This is a genomic window from Paenibacillus sp. P32E (assembly GCF_001909085.1).
Taxonomy (GTDB): Bacteria; Bacillota; Bacilli; order Paenibacillales; family Paenibacillaceae; genus Paenibacillus_AQ; species Paenibacillus_AQ helianthi.
Genome location: NZ_LVYY01000002.1, coordinates 392,192 through 410,059, shown reverse-complemented (window position 1 = coordinate 410,059; position 17,868 = coordinate 392,192). Strand labels below are relative to the sequence as shown.

Genomic DNA, 17,868 nt, shown 5'->3' with positions numbered 1-17,868 from the left:
ATAAGAGCTATACCTACTATATTATACCAATCCTGGACAAGGAAAAAGGAGTCCTGCATGGGACTCCTACCTGTTCATATTATGGAATCTCACAAGTCTTCCCGGTATCGGCGTGCTGCTGATCAGGCCAGGTGATCCTGTTGCAGGTCCGGCTCAGTTGTTCATATACCAGCACCGGGTTTCGCTTGAATATACGGATTACAAGATGAATAAAGAATATGAAATTCATGATCATTACTCCACCATACATGATTCCCATCCATGGACCGGATACACTGGAGAGCCAGGAGGGAGTAAGCAGATAGACATTCACCCCAATTATAATTCCGTATAGGAGCAGATATCTTAGGATCAATCCCCATAACCGGTTGTGTCCGTCTTCGCTGCTTATGCGGATGCGGACAACCCATTTGCCAAAGGTTCGCCCGCCGGTACAGAAAGGAAGCACTACAAAATAAACCCCTGTCGTGATCCAGTAAGCGCCTGGGGCCTGGAAGGAATGGAGCAGCAGGAACAGCATGATCCAGATAGGCGCGTCTAACCCCGCAGCGATGCCTCTGCGGGTATAAGTGACTCTTTTGGCGGATAAATCTACCCGGGTGTCCAGCTGTTCGATTCGTGGCAGCAGAGCGGATATCCAGAGCGCAATCCGGTATCCGGTGATTCCACCCAGTGTATTGGTAAGCAGGTCGTCGACATCGAAGATCCGGTATGGATGATCAAAAAAACCGTAAATTCCCGTGATCTGAGTGATCTCAAAAAGCAGTGAAAGCGTAAAGGAGAGCAGAATGCAGACGACCCAGCGTGTGCGGAAATAATAACCCAGGAACATACCAAACGGTACCGTCAGAAATACATTGAATACGGCCTGAAGGAAATCCGGTTGCCGGAGGATCCGGAGGTAAGATAAAGGTTCATCTGCGCTTACGTTGGAATTGCGGACAATATCCTGGATGAACTGAAGCGGTATATGCTGAATCATATTTCCCGTAGGCATAGCATTATGCCTGGACGACGGCATCGGGAGCATAATCAGATAGAATGCGTTCAGCAAATAGAGCAGCAACAAATAAAGGACGAGTGCCCTAATCTTGTTGATATAGCCGTATCGCCTGTATTGAACCACGAGGAAGGGGAGTGTGAACAGTAGCGCTGCCACAGGAAAAGACATGAACGCATAAGAGATTGGAGATAGATAGGATTGAAACATGAGCCACCTGCCGTAAATAGGATAGTAAAAATTCAGAGAACACCTCTATACGTTAGACGCTGCTGCCTGCAGGTATCACTGCAATTCGGAGTGACACTTATTTATTTTGCCCATCCGGCATAGATATGTCAGGAGAGGAGCGTGAAGCAATATGGAGAAGAAGGTGCAGCAATATTACAAACTGAAGGCTAAACAGAAAGAGCTGGAGAAGGAGCTGGGTGAGCTTCGACAGGACATCTTGGCATTTTGTGCAGAACAGGGGGTTGCGGATAGTGAAATCGGGGGTTACAGAGTGAAGCTGGTCACGCAGAACCGTAAGGAATACGATGACGACAAGCTGTATCAGACGTTATCTGATCCTGAGGTGTGGAGGCTGCTCTCCAAAGCAGATCCGGCAAAAATCGCCAGTCTGGTCAAGCTGAATATCATCGGAGAAGACAAGATCACCCACACTTATGCGGTTAAGACAGTTACACTGTTGCAGGTGGATAAGAAATAGGGCGGATCACAGCTGAGTAGTGGACAATCATATACTTTTTTCATATTTATCTCACAGAATTCCCGTATCCGATTGTTATTCTAAAGTCACTTCAAAGGAAGAGGTGGTTCAAGATGAATAACAAATGGACAAGAAAAGCAATTGCATTACTGGCAGTGATTAGCGTGGTAGGAGGCTCGACAAGTGCATTTGCGGCATCAGCACCTGTCAAGGCAGCAGTTGCGACAAAGGCATCAGCACCGATTGTCAAAACAGTTACAACCGCAAAAGTAGCTACACCTGCTGTAAAACACGTTGCACTGCCTAAAACCGCTGCAACACCAGCAAAGGCAGTAGCAGCAACAAAATCGACAACAAAATCAACAACAGTAAAAGCACCAGCAAAAACTACAGTGAAAAAAGCATCAACTAAAAAAGCATCAGCAAAAACTGCAGTGAAAAAAACATCAACTAAAAAAGTATCAGCTAAAACTGCAGTGAAAAAAGCATCCACTAAAAAAGTATCAGCTAAAACTGCAGTGAAAAAAGCATCAACAGTAAAAGCACCAGCCAAAACTACAGTGGCAAAGACATCAACAGTAAAAGCACCAGCCAAAACTACAGTAGCAAAGACATCAACAGTAAAAGCACCGGCAAAAACCGCGGTAAAGGCACCGGCAAAAACAACTAAGAAATAAGGAATCTAATACATCCTTCTGATCTTGTAAGTCAGCTTCATATTCTATCTTCAACCAAGACGGGGCCATACACAGGTTTCCCGTCTTTTATCTATTGTGTTACGCTGTATATATAAGAGGCTGATATAGAAAGGCAGAGTGACTTTACGGTGAGCAAAATAGTAGTGGTAGACGATGACCTTTTCATCTTACAACTGCTCTCTGAGTATTTGCGGAAGGAAGCCTATGAGGTGACTTCATTTGCCAGCGGGGCTAATCTGGTGGAATATGTGCGCTTGGATGAACCTGAATGTCTGATCCTGGATATCATGATGCCGGGAATTGACGGACTTTCTCTACTAACTGAAATACGTTCGTTTACCGAGATTCCAATTATTATGATTTCTGCACGGGGGGAAGAAAGTGACCGTATATACGGGCTGGAGCTGGGCTGCAGCGATTTTTTGAGCAAGCCGTTCAATCCTCGTGAACTGGTAGGCAGGGTTAAGGCAATGCTGCGTCTGTATAAATTAGGGAATGGTTCGTCTGTAGACCCTGCGGCTGCATCCAAAATGGAGAATATATGCCATGCCGGAAATCTGGAGATCTATGCTGATTTTCGCAGGGTCTCTGTGAATAACACGGAAATAAGCCTGACCTCGCGTGAATTTGAATTGCTTCTTTTTCTGGCATCGCATTTAGAGCGTCCGTTTGACCGGGAACAACTGATCCAGCATGTATGGAATTATGATTTCTTCGGAGATGTCCGGGTTGTGGATGATCTTGTCAAAAGAATCCGTAAAAAGCTTACTGAGCACGGTTCTTCACTACTGATTAATACGGTCTGGGGCTTCGGCTACAAAGCGACCGTGAACAAAATATAGATGCATACTATTAGAGGCAAGATGCTGTTGTCCTTTTTTTTGGCGCTTGTGGTTACGGTTGGAATTACGGTAGCTCTGTTCGTCAGTCTGATTGATGATATTCTGGTGAATCAGGTCAAGGCTCAGCTGCATGGGCAGGCAGAAAAAGCGGAGAAAATATTGCGTAATGGCGATATCTCCGGACTAAACAACACGGAATTCAAATATGTAGTAAAGGGTCTGATGCTGGATGCGGACTATCTTATTCTCGATCCAAATAATAAAATCATCGATGCTAACGACGACAGGGAAGTAGGAAACACCCTGAATTATGCACTTTCCGGGCGGAAGGGTATAGCGGTATTGCACGGCAGAAAGATTCTCTTCACCAAAGAACGTTTGGCCGGCCGGCCTTATTCTATCTTCATCTATGCTCCACTCTCCTCACTTAGAGCGCTCTACGGTTCCTTGATGCGGACAACACTTCTGGCGATTGGATTCAGTCTCTTAATGATCCTGGTCATAGGCCTATTGACCGTTTCGAGGGTAGTGCGTCCATTGAATCAGCTGAAGGAAGCAGTAGGCCGATATGAGCCTTACCGTTCGCAGGATGAAGCCTTTCCGGTGGGAGATACCACAGAAATCGGCGAATTGATTACTACTTTTCAGTCGATGTCTGACCGCATACAACAGCATCAGCGCAATCAGGTTGAGTTCCTGCAGAACGTTTCCCACGAGCTCAGAACACCGCTGATGTCGATACACGGTTTTGTGTTTGCCATCCAAGATCAGGTGGTTACACAAGAGACGGGACTTGAAGTCATTTTAACGCAGTCTGTGCGGTTGATGGATATGGTGGACAAGCTGCTTCAGCTTTCAAGGTTGGAGGCGGTCGATGAATATTGGCCTGCATCAGCAATTGATCTTCGTACAATGGCAGAAGAAGCGGCGCTCTTACTCATGCCGGCAGCTAATGAACGGGCAATTAAGCTCCAGGTGGAAGGGGCGAGCCTTCAAGTTGTTGTCGCTGGAGAGCAGCTGTTCCAGGTTCTGGTGAATCTGCTGCAAAATGCTGTAAGACATACTTCGAGCCAAATTTGTGTGCGAATCGATGCGGAATATCCCGGAGCTGTCTGGGCCATACATATTGACGATGACGGCAATGGATTAAGTGAAATGGAGCGGGATGCTGTTTTCCAGCGGTTTTATACCGGATCTAACGGGGTTACCGGACTCGGTTTGGCGATTTGCCGACAGATTGCCACGAATTTAGACGGAGAGTTAGTATACTCCACCTCCCCTCTTGGCGGTGCGCGGTTCAGTTTTATTAAACATATCGGGCGGTTAACCGGAACGGGTGCATAAATGGAATTCGGATTGGACTCGCAACCTCTTGTATTTTACGTTAAAATTGACAGTGAATACGAACCTCCGGCTGCTACAAGCAGCGGAGATGTTTCGCAAGGCACAGTAATTTAAGATACGGAGGAAATGAAGCGATGAAGGATTTTGATGGGATGCTGGAGAAATATGCGGACCTGGTGGTCAAGGTCGGAGTGAATATTCAGCCTGGACAAGTACTGATGATTCATTCGCCGCTGGAAACGGCAGAGCTCACCCGCCTGATTGTAGGCAAGGCCTATGAAGCAGGAGCCAAATATGTGCTTGTGGATTGGGATGACGAGAAGGTAACTCGGATTCGCTACGAGAAGGCCGCAGAGGATTCTTTTGGATATTATCCGCAGTGGCATGCTGATATGCTGGAAGGGTTTGCGGAAGAGGGCGGAGCTATTTTACATATTAAGGTGCCTGATCCGGAATTGTTCCGCGGCATCGATTCCTCCAAAGTATCCACTGCTGTGAAAGCCGCAGCCATAGCGCGCAAGAAATATCAGAACTATACCCGTAATAACCGAATCAGCTGGTCGCTGATCAAAGCGCCAACGAAGGCTTGGGCGGACAAGGTGTTCTCGGATTTGCCGGAAGAACAGCGAGTGGAAGCGATGTGGGAGGCTGTATTCCAGATGAACCGTGTGGGCAGCGAGGAACCGGTAGCTGCCTGGCGCGGGCATATTACCGATCTCAAGGAATCCCAGGAACGGATGAATGCCAAACGCTACAAAAGCTTGCATTACCGCGCTCCGGGAACGGATCTGCACGTAGAGCTTCCTGAGGGACATCTCTGGCGCGGCGGTGGCGGTGAAAATGCGGCCGGAGTCTATTTTGTAGCCAATATGCCGACTGAAGAAGTATATACCATGCCGCACCGCAAGGGAGTCAACGGGACAGTAAGCAGCACACTCCCGCTGAATTTGAACGGACGGCTTGTAGATGGGATTAAGATTACCTTTACAGACGGAAAAGTAACGGCTTATGATGCAGAATCCGGGCGGGAGCATCTGACCTCTTTGTTAGAAACGGATGAAGGAGCTTCTTATCTGGGAGAAGTGGCGCTGGTGCCGCATGATTCTCCTATTTCACGTCTGGATCGAGTATTCTACAACACCGGAATCGACGAGAATGCTTCCTGCCACTTTGCACTCGGCAGCGCGTATCCGGTAAATATCGAAGGCGGAACCTCACTGAGCAGCGAAGAACTGCTGGAACGGGGAGCCAATGTCAGCTTGACGCATGTTGACTTCATGGTCGGCTCCGCAGAGCTTGATATCGACGGCGAATTGGCCGATGGAACCATTGAACCCGTCTTCCGCAAAGGAAACTGGGTACTATAAAAGGGAATTGGGACATTTCAATTGTGCAAATATAAGGATTTATATGTTTCACGCCATCAATCATCCTTATATTTCTCGCTGAAACGGTACCGTCCTTTAAAAAAGGACGGCAAAGCCGTTTCTACTTGCCGGAGTCGAGGCTGCAAACTCACCTGAAGGTGGGTTTTGCAGCCTTTTTTTTGGGGGGGATATGCTAGAATCAGCATCTATATAAGCTGACTAGTACCCCATTTGAAAATCTAAGTTTCGCTAAATTTAGGTTATGCGAAAACCGTTTAGGCGAGCTCTGCGTCTTAAACCATATACAGATAAGCAAGGAGGGGAACAAATGATCAGTCGCAAGGCGGAAATGAAAAAGCTCACGGGTGCTGTGACGCGGGAGGATAGCGCCTTTTATAATTCCGTTATGGAACACAGTGACCAGCTATACCATATTGCCTAAGAGCCGCTGGCATTCAAATCATGGATGATCCGGATTCTGATCTATGTTTGCATCGATGAGCAAAGAAGAAGGAAGAAGTTTGTGCCGACACCGGAGGAAGCGATGCAGGAACCTGTCATGCAGGACAGCAGCAGCAAGCTGGAAATTCTGCGGGCCGTGGAGCAGGTGAAGCCGAAATACCGCCATGTGCTGCTCTGAAGTACTACAACGATATGACTTTGACAGAAATCGCAGAATTGCTCAGAAAACCGGAAGGAACGATCAAAACCTGGCAGCACAAAGGGCTGAAGCAGCTTAGAACCATTGAAGAATCGGGGTGAATGGAATGAATGGTAGCAGTGAAGAGCAATCCTTGCTCAATGATGCGGTCCGTATGCAGGAAGAAATGTACAGGGATGGAGCGGGGGCAGCAAAGGCTGAAGTACCGTTTTTTCTCCAGAAGCATGGGGTTGGGAATCGCCGCAGCCGTGATAGCCGCAGCTATACTGTTTGTCCTTCCATATCTTCAGTCCGTCCCGCAGCCTGCAAGCACAGTACAGTCCGTCGATTGGGGGGAGCTAGAGGTCTTTAAAGAAAACGCCATATTCAGCATAGATGAGTATACGCTAGATTCTGTGATCCGGAGCGGGTACGTTCAGATGGTGAACCAGACGGTGAACCAGACGGCTGAAGCTGATGGCTATGCGATAACATTAAATGCCATTACGGCAGACGAAAATAAGATTATGTACTTGTATACGGCAACCACCGATGAGAAGCAGGAGATATACAGCATTAACAGTGCGAAGATGAAGAACCGTGCCACTGACAGTTATCTGAACACGACGTTGCTCGACCGTTCACAACCTTTTCCGCAGCAGCTGGAAGCCGAATTCAGGATCGCTTCCGTGAATCCCGGGAAAATGGCCGAGCCCAAAACAGGAACGATCATGGAGGATATGCACTATTCCCCGATCCTGAAGGTAAGCTTTGCGCTTGATTCGAAATTTAAGAAATATAAGACACAGATTGTGAAGCCGAATTTGCCGTTTACACTTAACGGGCATGAGGTTGTACTCAATCAGGTTGAAATGTCTCCAATGCTGATCCACGCAAGAGTAGCGCTGAAGAATCCGGAGGACAATGACTGGGAGACCAGAGTAGATATCTTCGATAATGCCCTCTTTCTGGGAGTACTGTCGAAAATTCATGGAAAATCCGTACAGCTCAGCCCGGTTTCAGGCGGTGGTACGGTGGATGGATATGAATATGCGTTTGCCAGCAACTGGCTGGATGATCCCGGGTCGCTGGTGCTGAAGATCAAAGAGCGGACGGGAAGTAAGCTGGAGGAAATTAATCTGAAAGTTTATACAAAATAATAAGCGATGCGCTTAAAGCCAATTTTATCGGAGCTAAAAAACAGACATCCGGGTGAGTTTCTGGAAGAGAGCGCTGCTGCACAGCAAGCGATTGAGCAAGCACTAATGCAGAAGATATTCCCGCTCAGAAGGAAGTAATGCCAGATAAGGAGGTCTCATTTTAGATAAACATCAAGAGAAAAGCTGTTGCGCCGCTAGATGGCAGCCAACTTCCGAATATCTGGAGACTCGAATACTATATCCGGAGACTCAGGCGCCGGGTCCCGCGGCACACATGAACCCATTTCCTGATCTGTCACAGAGTGTGCGACTTGGAGGAAGCACCTTTCTAATGGGTACGAACAGTCAGGAGGCGTTCCCTTTTGATGGAGAAGGACCAGAGCGCGAGGTCTATGTCGCTCCCTTCTATATCGAGAAATATGCAGTTACAAACGCCCAATTCAAGACATTCATTGAATCCACGGGATATGTCACAGAGGCGGAGCGATTCGGCTGGTCATTTGTATTCCATGCTTTTGTATCGGATGAGTTAAAGAAGCAGCCGCTGCAATTTCCGGTCCAAACGCCGTGGTGGCTGGTCATGGAGGGCGCCTCGTGGCATTCCCCGGCTGGTCTCGGTACGAACATCCAGGACAGATTGAACCATCCTGTTGCACATGTATCATGGAATGATGCGGAGGCCTATTGCAGATGGGCGGGCAAACGGCTGCCAACAGAGGCGGAATGGGAGCTCGCTGCACGGGGTGCTCTTTCCAGCAAGAGATACCCTTGTGGAGATCAACTTAAGCAGGGGAGCAGAAATCTCTGCAACATTTGGCACGGAGAGTTCCCGAAAGTCCACACGGCACCTGATGGTTACTTCGGCACTTGTCCCGTGGATGCTTATCCTCCCAACGGGTATGGATTGTACAATATGACCGGCAACGTATGGGAATGGTGCTCTGACTGGTTCAGTTCAAGCTATCATCAAATCAGTTCATCCATTAACCCGCAGGGGCCAGCAGTTGGCAAGGCTCGAACGATGAAAGGCGGCTCTTACCTCTGCCACCATTCCTACTGCAACCGTTACCGTGTTGCGGCGCGCAGTTCGAACACGCCGGACAGTTCTACAGGTAGTATCGGATTTCGCTGTGCCGTTGATGCTGAATGAGCATTGAACAGGAAATAGTGGTGAAGATTGGTCCCTGAACGAGTACGGTGTGATTCAGTCTACCTGTTCAGTAAACCCTGATGAGACCTTCTCCCATTCCTCTCTGGAAAATAAAATAATTTGTGATAAAGTGGAGATGTAACAACTCTGGAGGGGGATTTTGGAAAATGAGAGGGTATAAGTTGGGAATTGCAGCAGCTGTGATTGCAGTGGCGCTCCTAGGGAATTTCAGCAAGGCGGAGGCGGCGGGAGCTACGCTGGTTGATTTCGAAGACGGCAATCGTCTGATGAGTGACGGCACAGTCTGGACGCAAGATATGAATGTTGAGGAAACCTTGTTGACAGACTACAACATTGTAGATCTGGATGGGGAGTACGGCTTGACCAAGGATGGACAGCTGGTGAGATTCTCGTTATTTGATGCGAAAGTGGTGAAGGGGACATCAGGTATTGTTCAGATCTCCGGAACCTATTATCTGAAACAGGACGGCACCGTGTGGGATATGGATGGCAAGCAGTTGAAGGAATATTCTGATATCGCCATGATCAATGCCAACCGGCATACGAATATACTGGTAACCTTATCCCGTTCTGGAGAACTGCGGTGCGCATATGGCTTCCAAGGCCCGATGGACCAGCTGGGCTCCGCTTCAGAGGTTTCGGCGGTTCTGTCCGGCGACCTTAATGAGGCGGCTGTAGTGTTGAAGTCCGGCAAGGTGCTGGTCTATTCCAAATACCAGGCAGACAAGGCCAATCCGGCCAAATATGTGCCTACAACGTTGACGGAGCAGGCGGCGGGCGCGCTGTACAATGACAGTGGAAATCTCTTTGTCCTCCTTCAAGACGGGACAATCGTAGTGAAGAGATCACAAGTGCCCGGCACCTATGAATTGGAGCAGACTGAGTCTCAGCCGGGACATGTCACTGCCTTGGTTACCGAGTGGCGCGGCTCGTTGATCATCAAGCTCCAGGACGGCACACTCCGGAGCTATAGTCCCCAGTCCGGTGAATTGCAGGAGATTTCCGTTCCGGTTATTGAAGATTTGAATCTGCGGATTGAGTCTAAAGAACTGAAGGTTGGCAGCAAAGTATCAGTACAGATTGACGAAATCTGGAGCAATGACACGACGAAGCGCATCCCGCTGTCCGAAGCTGAGCTTGAGATCGAGAAGCCTTATCTGCTGCAAAAGATGCCGGACGGTACGGTAAAAGCCCTTGCGGTGGGCCAGACCAAACTGACAGCCCGCTCCGGTTCGTTCTCCAAAACGATCAGCGTCTCCATCAGCGATACATCGCTGATGGACCAGGGAGCTTACATAGGGGGGACGATGTACCTTCCGGTACAGCCTGTGTTCCATAAGCTGGGTGCCTCCATTCAAGCGGATATGGCCGCCAAAACCTTCACCATCCGGCTTGGCGAACTGCCGATTCAGCTACAGCTGGGCAGTGATACAGCGATCATAAATGGCGAAAAGGTTAAAATGAGCGATAAAGTGCAAACCGTGAACGGAACCGCAGTATTTCCGGCATCCCTACTCAAAACCGCACTTGGAGCCGGTCTGGCCTGGGATGGCACTTACCAGAAGATGACGGTTAGTTTCGGGAGCGCGAAACTGACGGTGCAGACCAAACAGACGGCCCAGATCGTCAAAACGAAATCACAAGGTTACCTCGCCAAGCTCATTGGGAAAAGCTACTGGGTTAACTTTTTTGATGAGAATTACCGCTTTCAGAAGGTGACGATTGTGGATATTATTCCGAACAATAACGGCTACTTTGCAGCAGCCTTTAAGTTTCCTTCGGGTAAGGTTCTGAACACCCGTAAGATGAGTGGTGATGAATTAATATCTACCCTTGCGGACAGACAAGAGTTCTTCACAGCCGATCCTTACAAGACCTATAAATGGCCGGATGCCATCTGGGCGAAGATCAAGGATGGACGGGTTACAACCGGTATGACCAAGCAACAGGTGGAATTAAGCTGGGGCTCGCCCATCGATGCCTCGGCTATGGAAGGCAGCGGTGTTCGGGTAGAGACCTGGTCGTATGGCAATTTTAATTATGTAACCTTTACGAACGGCGTTGTTACGATGATCTATACCAACTAAGCGGATATAAGCAAGGCTGCAGCTTTACTCAAAGGACACTCTGGATCAGCAGAGTGTCCTTTTTTGCAACATTTTTGGATAGCCTACTTGAAATCGCTAACAGCAAGTCATATAATAGGGCTATCGAAACGATTCGAATCACGCAATCGATAAACGGGCAACATGCTGAGGGGAAGATCTCCTTTTCGAGGAAGAATGTAGAAAAAGTAGTTTTGGATCTCAAAAAATGGGTAAATATGGACTATGAGGTCTGAAATTCGTACTATGTTTCACAGAAAAACTCGAAATTTTTTTCGAAAAAAATCGAAACGTTTCGATGTATGGGCTTTATTCATAGTTTTCGAAGTTTGGCTAACACTAAATTAGGGGTGAAAGAAATGAAGAAAAAGACAGGTTTAGTAGCTACAGCAGTATTGATGAGTTTCTCTTTGGTCGCTGCAGGTTGTGGGAATTCCAATAATTCAGCATCCGGTGACAGCAAAACATTAAAGGTGTGGTTCATGGGTACTGCAGATACCGTAGAACCGATTGCCAAGATGTATGAAGAAAAAAATCCCGGTATTAAAGTAGAAGTTCAAGCGATTCCTTGGGATAATGCACATGACAAATTACTGACAGCCGTAGCTTCCAAAAACGGTCCGGACGTAGTCCAAATGGGTACAACCTGGATTCCTGAATTTGCAGCTGCCGGTGCGCTGAAGGATATGGCACCTTATATCGAAAAATACCCAAGCATGAAAGCGGAAAACTTTTTCGACGGTGCCGTTCAAACGACGAAATATGAAGACAAGACGGTAGCGATTCCTTTCTATGTTGAAACACGCGCCATGTTCTACCGTACAGATCTGCTAGGTGACGTAGGCTATCCGGAAGGTCCTAAGACTTGGGATGAACTGAAGGATGCGAGCAAGAAGCTGGTAGCCAAAGGCGGAGCCGGACATTATGCGTTGCCTATCGAGGCAAAGGATTCAATCTATACTGCAATCTTCGCCTGGCAGAACGGAAGCGAGCTGATTGACAGCAACCGTAAGCCACAGTTCAACCAACCTCCTTATGTGGAAACCATTAATTTTCTAAAGAGCTTCTATGATGAAGGTTTGTCCCCTAAGGGTACAGATCTGGATACGGTAGCTGCATTCAAAGATGGCACTATGGGGATGTTCATCAGCGGTCCGTGGATGATTAAGACCGTTAAGGAAAAAGCGCCGGAGATTGACGGCAAATGGGCTGTTACAACACTGCCTGCGAAGAAAACCAATACCTCCTCCATTGGTGGTGCAGACCTATCTATTTTCAACTACAGCAAAAATCCGGATGAAGCCGCGAAGTTCATTGCATTTATGGCTGAACAGGAAGCACAACTGAAATTCTTTGAAACTTCGAATTCATTGCCTGCTCTTAAGTCTGCCTGGAAGAATGATGCTCTGAAGGACCCGATGATCCAAGCCTTCGGCAAACAGCTTGAGAACAGCCGTCCTGCTCCAATGGTTACTGAATATGAAGAGATTGCAAAAGCGGCTATGGCTTCGTTCGAACAGATTACGGTGGGCGGTGCAGATACGCAAACTGAACTCGACAAGTTGAACGCCAAGGCAAATGAACTTCTCGGCAACAAGTAAGTAAGTATCATACTTGCCAGACATACTGCCGGTATCTCCCGATAAGAGGTCCCGGCAGTATGTACGTTCGTTCTTAATTAGGAAGAAAGTGCAAGAAAGCGAAGGGATGTGAGCAATTGTGAGTTCATTTGTGAAGCAATGGAATAAAAATAAATACCCTTATATGTTTATCGCGCCTGCCGTAATCCTGCTGACCTTATTTTCCATAATTCCGATTATTATTGCGCTGGTCATCAGCTTTACCAATATGGATTTGGTTGGACTTGCAGATTATTCGAATATCAGCAGTGCGGGTTTCGACAATTACATTAATATTTTTAAAGACCCGATCTTCCTGAAATCGATGTATAACACACTGATCTATGTAGTTATCGGTGTACCGCTTGTAGTGCTCGCATCCATGGGAGTGGCCCTGCTGCTTAATTACGGAACAAGCTGGCTGTTCAAAAGCTTCCGTGTCATCTATTACATGCCGTCCATTACCAACATTGTAGCGGTGGCAGTGGTTTGGGGATATCTGTATAACGGCAGTTATGGTCTGTTCAACTACATTCTGTCCATCTTCGGCCTTCCGGCACAGGAATGGCTTCAGGACCCGACTCTTGCGAAACTGTCCCTGATCTTGTTGGCGTTCTGGAAATCCATCGGGCTTAATATGATTATTTTCCTGGCGGCCCTGCAGGGTATTCCCCGTTCCTATTATGAAGCGGCTGAAATTGACGGAGCAACAGGCTGGAAGAAGCTGCGCTTCATTACAGTTCCTCTGCTGGGATTCGCTACTTTCTTTGTGACCATTACGACCTTGATTGGCTGGATTCAATTCTTCGAAGAACCGCTGGTTATGACCAAGGGCGGACCGCTCAATGCAACGATGTCGATGGCACTCTTCATTTACAACAACGGTTTCCAGCTCAGTAAGTTTGGCTATGCGGCTGCTGGCTCGTTTGTGCTGTTTATCATTATCATTGTGGTGACGCTCATTCAATTCGCGGTCAAAAAGAAAGAAGTGGAATATTAAGTTTCAGCTTCTGCGCTGCAGCTTAAAGAGGAGGATACTTTCATGGCATTGAAAATGAAACATATGGAAAAAGGCTTGATGATCGCACTGCTCATTATCGGAGGACTGCTGATGATGGTGCCGTTCATCTGGATGATCGGCTCTTCCTTTAAACCTGAGAATGAATTTACTGTGATTCCGCCAACACTCATTCCGAACCACCCGACGTTCTCCAACTACCGGGATTTGTTCGTGAAGATGGACTTTTTAATTTATTTGAAAAATACACTGATCATCGTGCTGTGCTCTTTTGTGGGACTGTTTCTAAACGCGATGGCCGGTTATGCTTTTGCTAAATTTGATTTTCCGGGTAAAAACAAGTTTTTCTATATTATTTTGGCGACGATGATGATCCCCTCGCAGGTGACGATGATTCCTACCTATCTGATTATTAACCAGATGCATTTGGTGAATACGATGGCGGGTATTGTGTTGCCTGGTTTGGTCGGCGCTTTTGCGATCTTCCTGTTCCGCCAGTTCATGACGACGATTCCAATGGATTTGCTAGAGGCAGCAAGACTGGACGGGGCCGGGGAACTGCGGATCTTTTTCCAACTGATGGTTCCGATCGTCAAGCCGGTTTTTGCGGTACAAGGTATTCTGACCTTTATTGGGGCTTGGAACAGCTTCCTCTGGCCGCTCATTATTGCCAATGACGAGAGACTGTACACCTTATCGGTAGGTTTGTCACTGCTAAAAGGACAATATGGTACTGAGTTCGGACTGCAAATGGCAGGGGCTGCCTTCATGGTTGTGCCAATCATCATTATATTTATCTTCTTCCAGAAGCATATCATAGAAGGATATACCATCTCCGGCATAAAATAATATAGAGAAGCATATTGCATGTCTCGGGAAGGATTGAACAAACATGGCAACAATCAAAGATGTGGCAAAGCTGGCAGGGGTAGCCTTATCAACAGCATCCTATGCCATGAGCGGCGACAGCAAGGTGAGCGCCAAAACCAGGGAAAAGGTGCTTGAAGCCGCCAGACAGCTGAATTATCAGAAAAATGGCTTTGCCATGGATTTGAAAAGAAGCCGCACGAATACTATTGCTCTAATCTTGACGGATTTGTCCGGTCCCTATTATTCGGAGCTGATCCGGAGCATTCAGGATGTGGCCTTGTCCAATTCCTATGATCTAATCGCATGCAGTTCAATGGGCGGGAAGGATTCCACGGCAGTAAGATTTCTTTTGGAAAAAAGAGTGGATGGAGCCATTGTGCTGGCACACAACATTACCGATGAAATTTTGCAGGCTGCCGGAAGCGATAGGTTTCCCATCATTGTTATGGACCGGCTGATTACCGGTAGTGGCCTCATTAACGTTGTGGTTGATGGAGAGCAGGGAGGCTACAGTGCTACCCGTTATTTGATCGATAAAGGCCATGAGCATATTGCATACATCAGCGGACCGGCTAATTCCTATGACAATGCGCTGCGCTACCAAGGGTTTCAGCGGGCCATGCGGGAAGCGGGCTTGGAGGAAAAAGCCAAATGGAAGCTAAACGGGGGATTCATCCGTGAAGGCGGATATAAGTCGACCAAAATGATGCTGATGCAAGGAGAACTGCCTACCGCTGTCTTTTATGCGAACGATGAAATGGCTGTAGGAGGAATGAAGGCTCTGGAAGAAGGCGGTATCAAGGTTCCTGATGATATTTCAGTGATCGGCTTTGATGATATCCAGTTGGCCGAGTACATTCAGCCCCCGATGACCACGATCCGGCAGCCCATGTACGAATCCGGATCACTGGCGGGACATCTGCTATTCCAGATGCTGAACGGTGACACCGTCAATGATTTCTATAAGCTCAAGATTGAGCTGGTTGAACGTAAATCGGTCAAACCCCGGAGCTAACCGCCCTGGGGAATGATAGCGGTAGTATATCGAAATAAAGTGAAACGTTTATGAAATTACAGTGATTTAATAATTATAAATCCATATTATAAAAGGTATAGAACAAAAGAAACGTTTCGTTTCATTGGGGGGTAGGCAGCTATGACTGAACATCTGTATAACAAATATGTGCAACATATGACCCTTGAAGAGAAGATAGCCCAACTGCTTCAGCTGGCAGCTCCTTTTTATGATGAACCCGGTGATGATTCAGAGATTACCGGCCCTATGGAAGAGCTCGGAATTGATTCCAACACCAAACGGGCTGCCGGTTCTGTACTTGGTATTGCTGGTGCGGAGAAAATGATGGCTGTCCAGAAGGGGCACCTGGCCGGCAACAGATTGGGTATTCCACTGCTGTTCATGGCGGATATTGTCCATGGCTTCAAAACGATATTCCCCATTCCGCTGGCGATCGGCTGTTCCTGGGATCTTAAGCTTGCTGAACAAAGTGCTGAGATTGCTGCACGTGAGGCAGCCGTATCCGGTCTGCATGTGACGTTTGCCCCGATGGTTGATTTGGTTCGTGACGCCCGCTGGGGCCGTGTGATGGAATCTACCGGGGAAGATACCTATCTGAATGCTGAGTTTGGGAAGGCGTTTGTCCAAGGTTTCCAAGGAGACAATCTTAAGGACGACAAGTCCCGTGTAGCGGCATGTGTGAAGCACTTTGCAGCATACGGACTGGCCGAAGGCGGCCGTGATTATAACACTGTGGATCTCTCGGAGCGTCAGCTGCGTGAATATTATCTGCCGGCCTACAAAGCGGCCATCGATGCAGGCGCTGAGATAGTTATGACTTCTTTTAATATCGTAAATGGCATTCCGGCAACAGCTAACCAGAGATTAATGCGCGGTCTGCTGCGTGACGAATGGGGATTCGACGGGGTTGTGATCTCCGATTGGGCGGCGATTAAGGAAGTTATTGCCCATGGTGCAGCGGAAGATGACAAAGAAGCTGCTTTCAAGGCGATTCACAGCGGTGTCGATATTGATATGATGACTACAAGTTATGTGAATCATTTACCGGAGCTTGTGGCTGAAGGGCTTGTCGACGAAGCAATGATTGACGAAGCCGTACTGCGGATTCTGAAGCTGAAGGAGAAGCTGGGCTTGTTCGAGAACCCTATGCGCGGAGCTGACCCTGAGCTGGAACAGCAAATTGTGTTCAGTCAGGAGCACCGTCAGGTCTCCCAGAGACTGGCGGAGAAGTCGAGTGTATTGCTCAAGAATGAAAATGTTCTGCCGCTTCAGGCTGACCAGCGGGTTGCCTTGATTGGTCCGTTCGCTGACAGCGGTGATATTCTTGGCTGGTGGTCCTGGACAGGGTCTAAGGAAACTGCGGTGAAGCTTGGTGAGTCCATGCAGAAGGTAAGCGGTGATCCCGGCAATGTGGTAATTGCGAAGGGATGCGGTATCGATACTCTCTCAGAGTCTGATCTTGCTGAAGCGCTGGATGCTGCGTCGGCAGCCGAGGTTATTGTACTGGCTCTTGGCGAAGCCTCGGACATGAGCGGAGAGGGGGGCAGCCGCAGTGATATCCGGCTTCCGGAAGCTCAGCTTGAGCTGGTCCGCGAGATGAAGAAGCTTGGGAAACCGCTGGCTGTTGTTCTTTTCAACGGGCGTCCGCTTGATCTGCACGGAATCTTTGATGTGGCAGATGCGGTGCTGGAAGCCTGGTTCCCAGGCAGTGAAGGCGGGGCGGCGCTGGCGGATATTCTGTACGGCAAAGTGAACCCTTCCGGAAGATTGTCTATGTCCTTCCCTTATTCTGTTGGACAAATTCCTGTATACTACAATGCTTATAGTACCGGCCGGCCGAAACCGGAGGAAGAAACAGACAACCGTTATATTTCTCAATATATTGATATTCCTAATGAACCGCTGCTGCCGTTCGGTTTTGGCCTAAGTTATACAACTTTTGCCTACGCGGATTTCTCCCTGTCCTCGGATACCATGACAGCAACCCGTCCACTGGAAGCCAAGGTGACCGTCACGAATACCGGCAGCCAAGCCGGTACGGAGACCGTTCAGCTCTACATCCGTGATATGTCCGGTGAGACTGTGCGTCCGGTTAAAGAGCTTAAGGATTTCAGACAGGTGCAGCTGTCTCCGGGAGAGAGCAGAGAGGTTGTTTTCCACATCGAGGAATCCCAGCTTTGCTATCACCACAGTGATTTGTCCTATACCAGTGATCCCGGCCGATTCACTGTATATGTCGGCGCCAGCAGTCGTGACACTCAATCCGCAATGTTTCGATTGGTATAATAT

General features: G+C 48.1%; 15 protein-coding genes. 14 read left to right on the top strand and 1 reads right to left on the bottom strand.

Annotation, left to right across the window (positions count from 1 at the left end):
- Nucleotides 1–79 precede the first annotated feature (79 nt).
- A complete protein-coding gene (locus A3848_RS03955) occupies nt 80–1,210 on the bottom strand; it encodes a VanZ family protein (protein ID WP_074083631.1) in 1,131 nt (376 codons plus the stop codon).
- 151 nt (nt 1,211–1,361) lie between these two features.
- Between A3848_RS03955 and A3848_RS03950 the strand changes: the two genes are divergently transcribed.
- The 14 genes from A3848_RS03950 to A3848_RS03880 all read left to right on the top strand — a co-directional run bounded on the left by A3848_RS03950 (nt 1,362) and on the right by A3848_RS03880 (nt 17,865).
- Nucleotides 1,362–1,709 (top strand): hypothetical protein, encoded by a 348-nt coding sequence (locus A3848_RS03950; RefSeq protein ID WP_074083630.1) that lies wholly within the window; start codon nt 1,362–1,364, stop codon nt 1,707–1,709.
- Between the two features lie 113 nt (nt 1,710–1,822).
- Nucleotides 1,823–2,386 (top strand): hypothetical protein, encoded by a 564-nt coding sequence (locus tag A3848_RS03945; RefSeq protein WP_074083629.1) that lies wholly within the window; start codon nt 1,823–1,825, stop codon nt 2,384–2,386.
- A gap of 149 nt (nt 2,387–2,535) precedes the next feature.
- Complete coding sequence (locus A3848_RS03940) at nt 2,536–3,249, top strand: response regulator transcription factor (protein WP_074083628.1); 714 nt, start codon at nt 2,536–2,538, stop codon at nt 3,247–3,249.
- Complete coding sequence (locus A3848_RS03935) at nt 3,250–4,593, top strand: sensor histidine kinase (RefSeq protein WP_074083627.1); 1,344 nt, start codon at nt 3,250–3,252, stop codon at nt 4,591–4,593.
- Nucleotides 4,594–4,727: 134 nt separating this feature from the next.
- Nucleotides 4,728–5,960, top strand: coding sequence for an aminopeptidase (locus A3848_RS03930; RefSeq protein WP_074083626.1), 1,233 nt, complete (start codon nt 4,728–4,730; stop codon nt 5,958–5,960).
- 660 nt (nt 5,961–6,620) lie between these two features.
- A complete protein-coding gene (locus tag A3848_RS32760; RefSeq protein ID WP_256702132.1) occupies nt 6,621–6,722 on the top strand; it encodes a hypothetical protein in 102 nt (33 codons plus the stop codon).
- A gap of 39 nt (nt 6,723–6,761) precedes the next feature.
- A complete protein-coding gene (locus A3848_RS03920) occupies nt 6,762–7,760 on the top strand; it encodes a DUF4179 domain-containing protein (RefSeq protein ID WP_178381899.1) in 999 nt (332 codons plus the stop codon).
- Nucleotides 7,761–7,980: 220 nt separating this feature from the next.
- Complete coding sequence (locus tag A3848_RS03915) at nt 7,981–8,910, top strand: formylglycine-generating enzyme family protein (RefSeq protein WP_483874428.1); 930 nt, start codon at nt 7,981–7,983, stop codon at nt 8,908–8,910.
- A 167-nt stretch (nt 8,911–9,077) separates the two neighbouring features.
- Nucleotides 9,078–11,018, top strand: coding sequence for a stalk domain-containing protein (locus tag A3848_RS03910; protein ID WP_074083623.1), 1,941 nt, complete (start codon nt 9,078–9,080; stop codon nt 11,016–11,018).
- A 377-nt stretch (nt 11,019–11,395) separates the two neighbouring features.
- Entirely contained in the window at nt 11,396–12,637 is a 1,242-nt protein-coding gene (locus tag A3848_RS03900) for a sugar ABC transporter substrate-binding protein (RefSeq protein WP_074083621.1), read from the top strand.
- A 163-nt stretch (nt 12,638–12,800) separates the two neighbouring features.
- On the top strand, nt 12,801–13,655 hold the full coding sequence (locus A3848_RS03895; RefSeq protein ID WP_178381902.1) for a carbohydrate ABC transporter permease: 855 nt from the start codon (nt 12,801–12,803) through the stop codon (nt 13,653–13,655).
- Between the two features lie 42 nt (nt 13,656–13,697).
- Nucleotides 13,698–14,522, top strand: coding sequence for a carbohydrate ABC transporter permease (locus tag A3848_RS03890; protein ID WP_074083620.1), 825 nt, complete (start codon nt 13,698–13,700; stop codon nt 14,520–14,522).
- A gap of 43 nt (nt 14,523–14,565) precedes the next feature.
- A complete protein-coding gene (locus A3848_RS03885; protein ID WP_074083619.1) occupies nt 14,566–15,558 on the top strand; it encodes a LacI family DNA-binding transcriptional regulator in 993 nt (330 codons plus the stop codon).
- A gap of 141 nt (nt 15,559–15,699) precedes the next feature.
- Complete coding sequence (locus A3848_RS03880; RefSeq protein ID WP_074083618.1) at nt 15,700–17,865, top strand: glycoside hydrolase family 3 N-terminal domain-containing protein; 2,166 nt, start codon at nt 15,700–15,702, stop codon at nt 17,863–17,865.
- Nucleotides 17,866–17,868 lie beyond the last annotated feature (3 nt).

Excerpts from the sequence above, each read along its gene's own strand:
- A3848_RS03930 (WP_074083626.1), top strand. The coding sequence starts at position 4,728 with ATGAAGGATTTTGATGGGATGCTGGAGAAATATGCGGACCTGGTGGTC.
- A3848_RS03935 (WP_074083627.1), top strand. The coding sequence starts at position 3,250 with ATGCATACTATTAGAGGCAAGATGCTGTTGTCCTTTTTTTTGGCGCTT.
- A3848_RS03885 (WP_074083619.1), top strand. The coding sequence starts at position 14,566 with ATGGCAACAATCAAAGATGTGGCAAAGCTGGCAGGGGTAGCCTTATCA.
- A3848_RS03900 (WP_074083621.1), top strand. The coding sequence starts at position 11,396 with ATGAAGAAAAAGACAGGTTTAGTAGCTACAGCAGTATTGATGAGTTTC.
- A3848_RS03880 (WP_074083618.1), top strand. The coding sequence starts at position 15,700 with ATGACTGAACATCTGTATAACAAATATGTGCAACATATGACCCTTGAA.
- A3848_RS03945 (WP_074083629.1), top strand. The coding sequence starts at position 1,823 with ATGAATAACAAATGGACAAGAAAAGCAATTGCATTACTGGCAGTGATT.
- A3848_RS03895 (WP_178381902.1), top strand. The coding sequence starts at position 12,801 with ATGTTTATCGCGCCTGCCGTAATCCTGCTGACCTTATTTTCCATAATT.
- A3848_RS03910 (WP_074083623.1), top strand. The coding sequence starts at position 9,078 with ATGAGAGGGTATAAGTTGGGAATTGCAGCAGCTGTGATTGCAGTGGCG.
- A3848_RS03950 (WP_074083630.1), top strand. The coding sequence starts at position 1,362 with ATGGAGAAGAAGGTGCAGCAATATTACAAACTGAAGGCTAAACAGAAA.
- A3848_RS03955 (WP_074083631.1), bottom strand. The coding sequence starts at position 1,210 with ATGTTTCAATCCTATCTATCTCCAATCTCTTATGCGTTCATGTCTTTT.
- A3848_RS03890 (WP_074083620.1), top strand. The coding sequence starts at position 13,698 with ATGGCATTGAAAATGAAACATATGGAAAAAGGCTTGATGATCGCACTG.
- A3848_RS03920 (WP_178381899.1), top strand. The coding sequence starts at position 6,762 with ATGATGCGGTCCGTATGCAGGAAGAAATGTACAGGGATGGAGCGGGGG.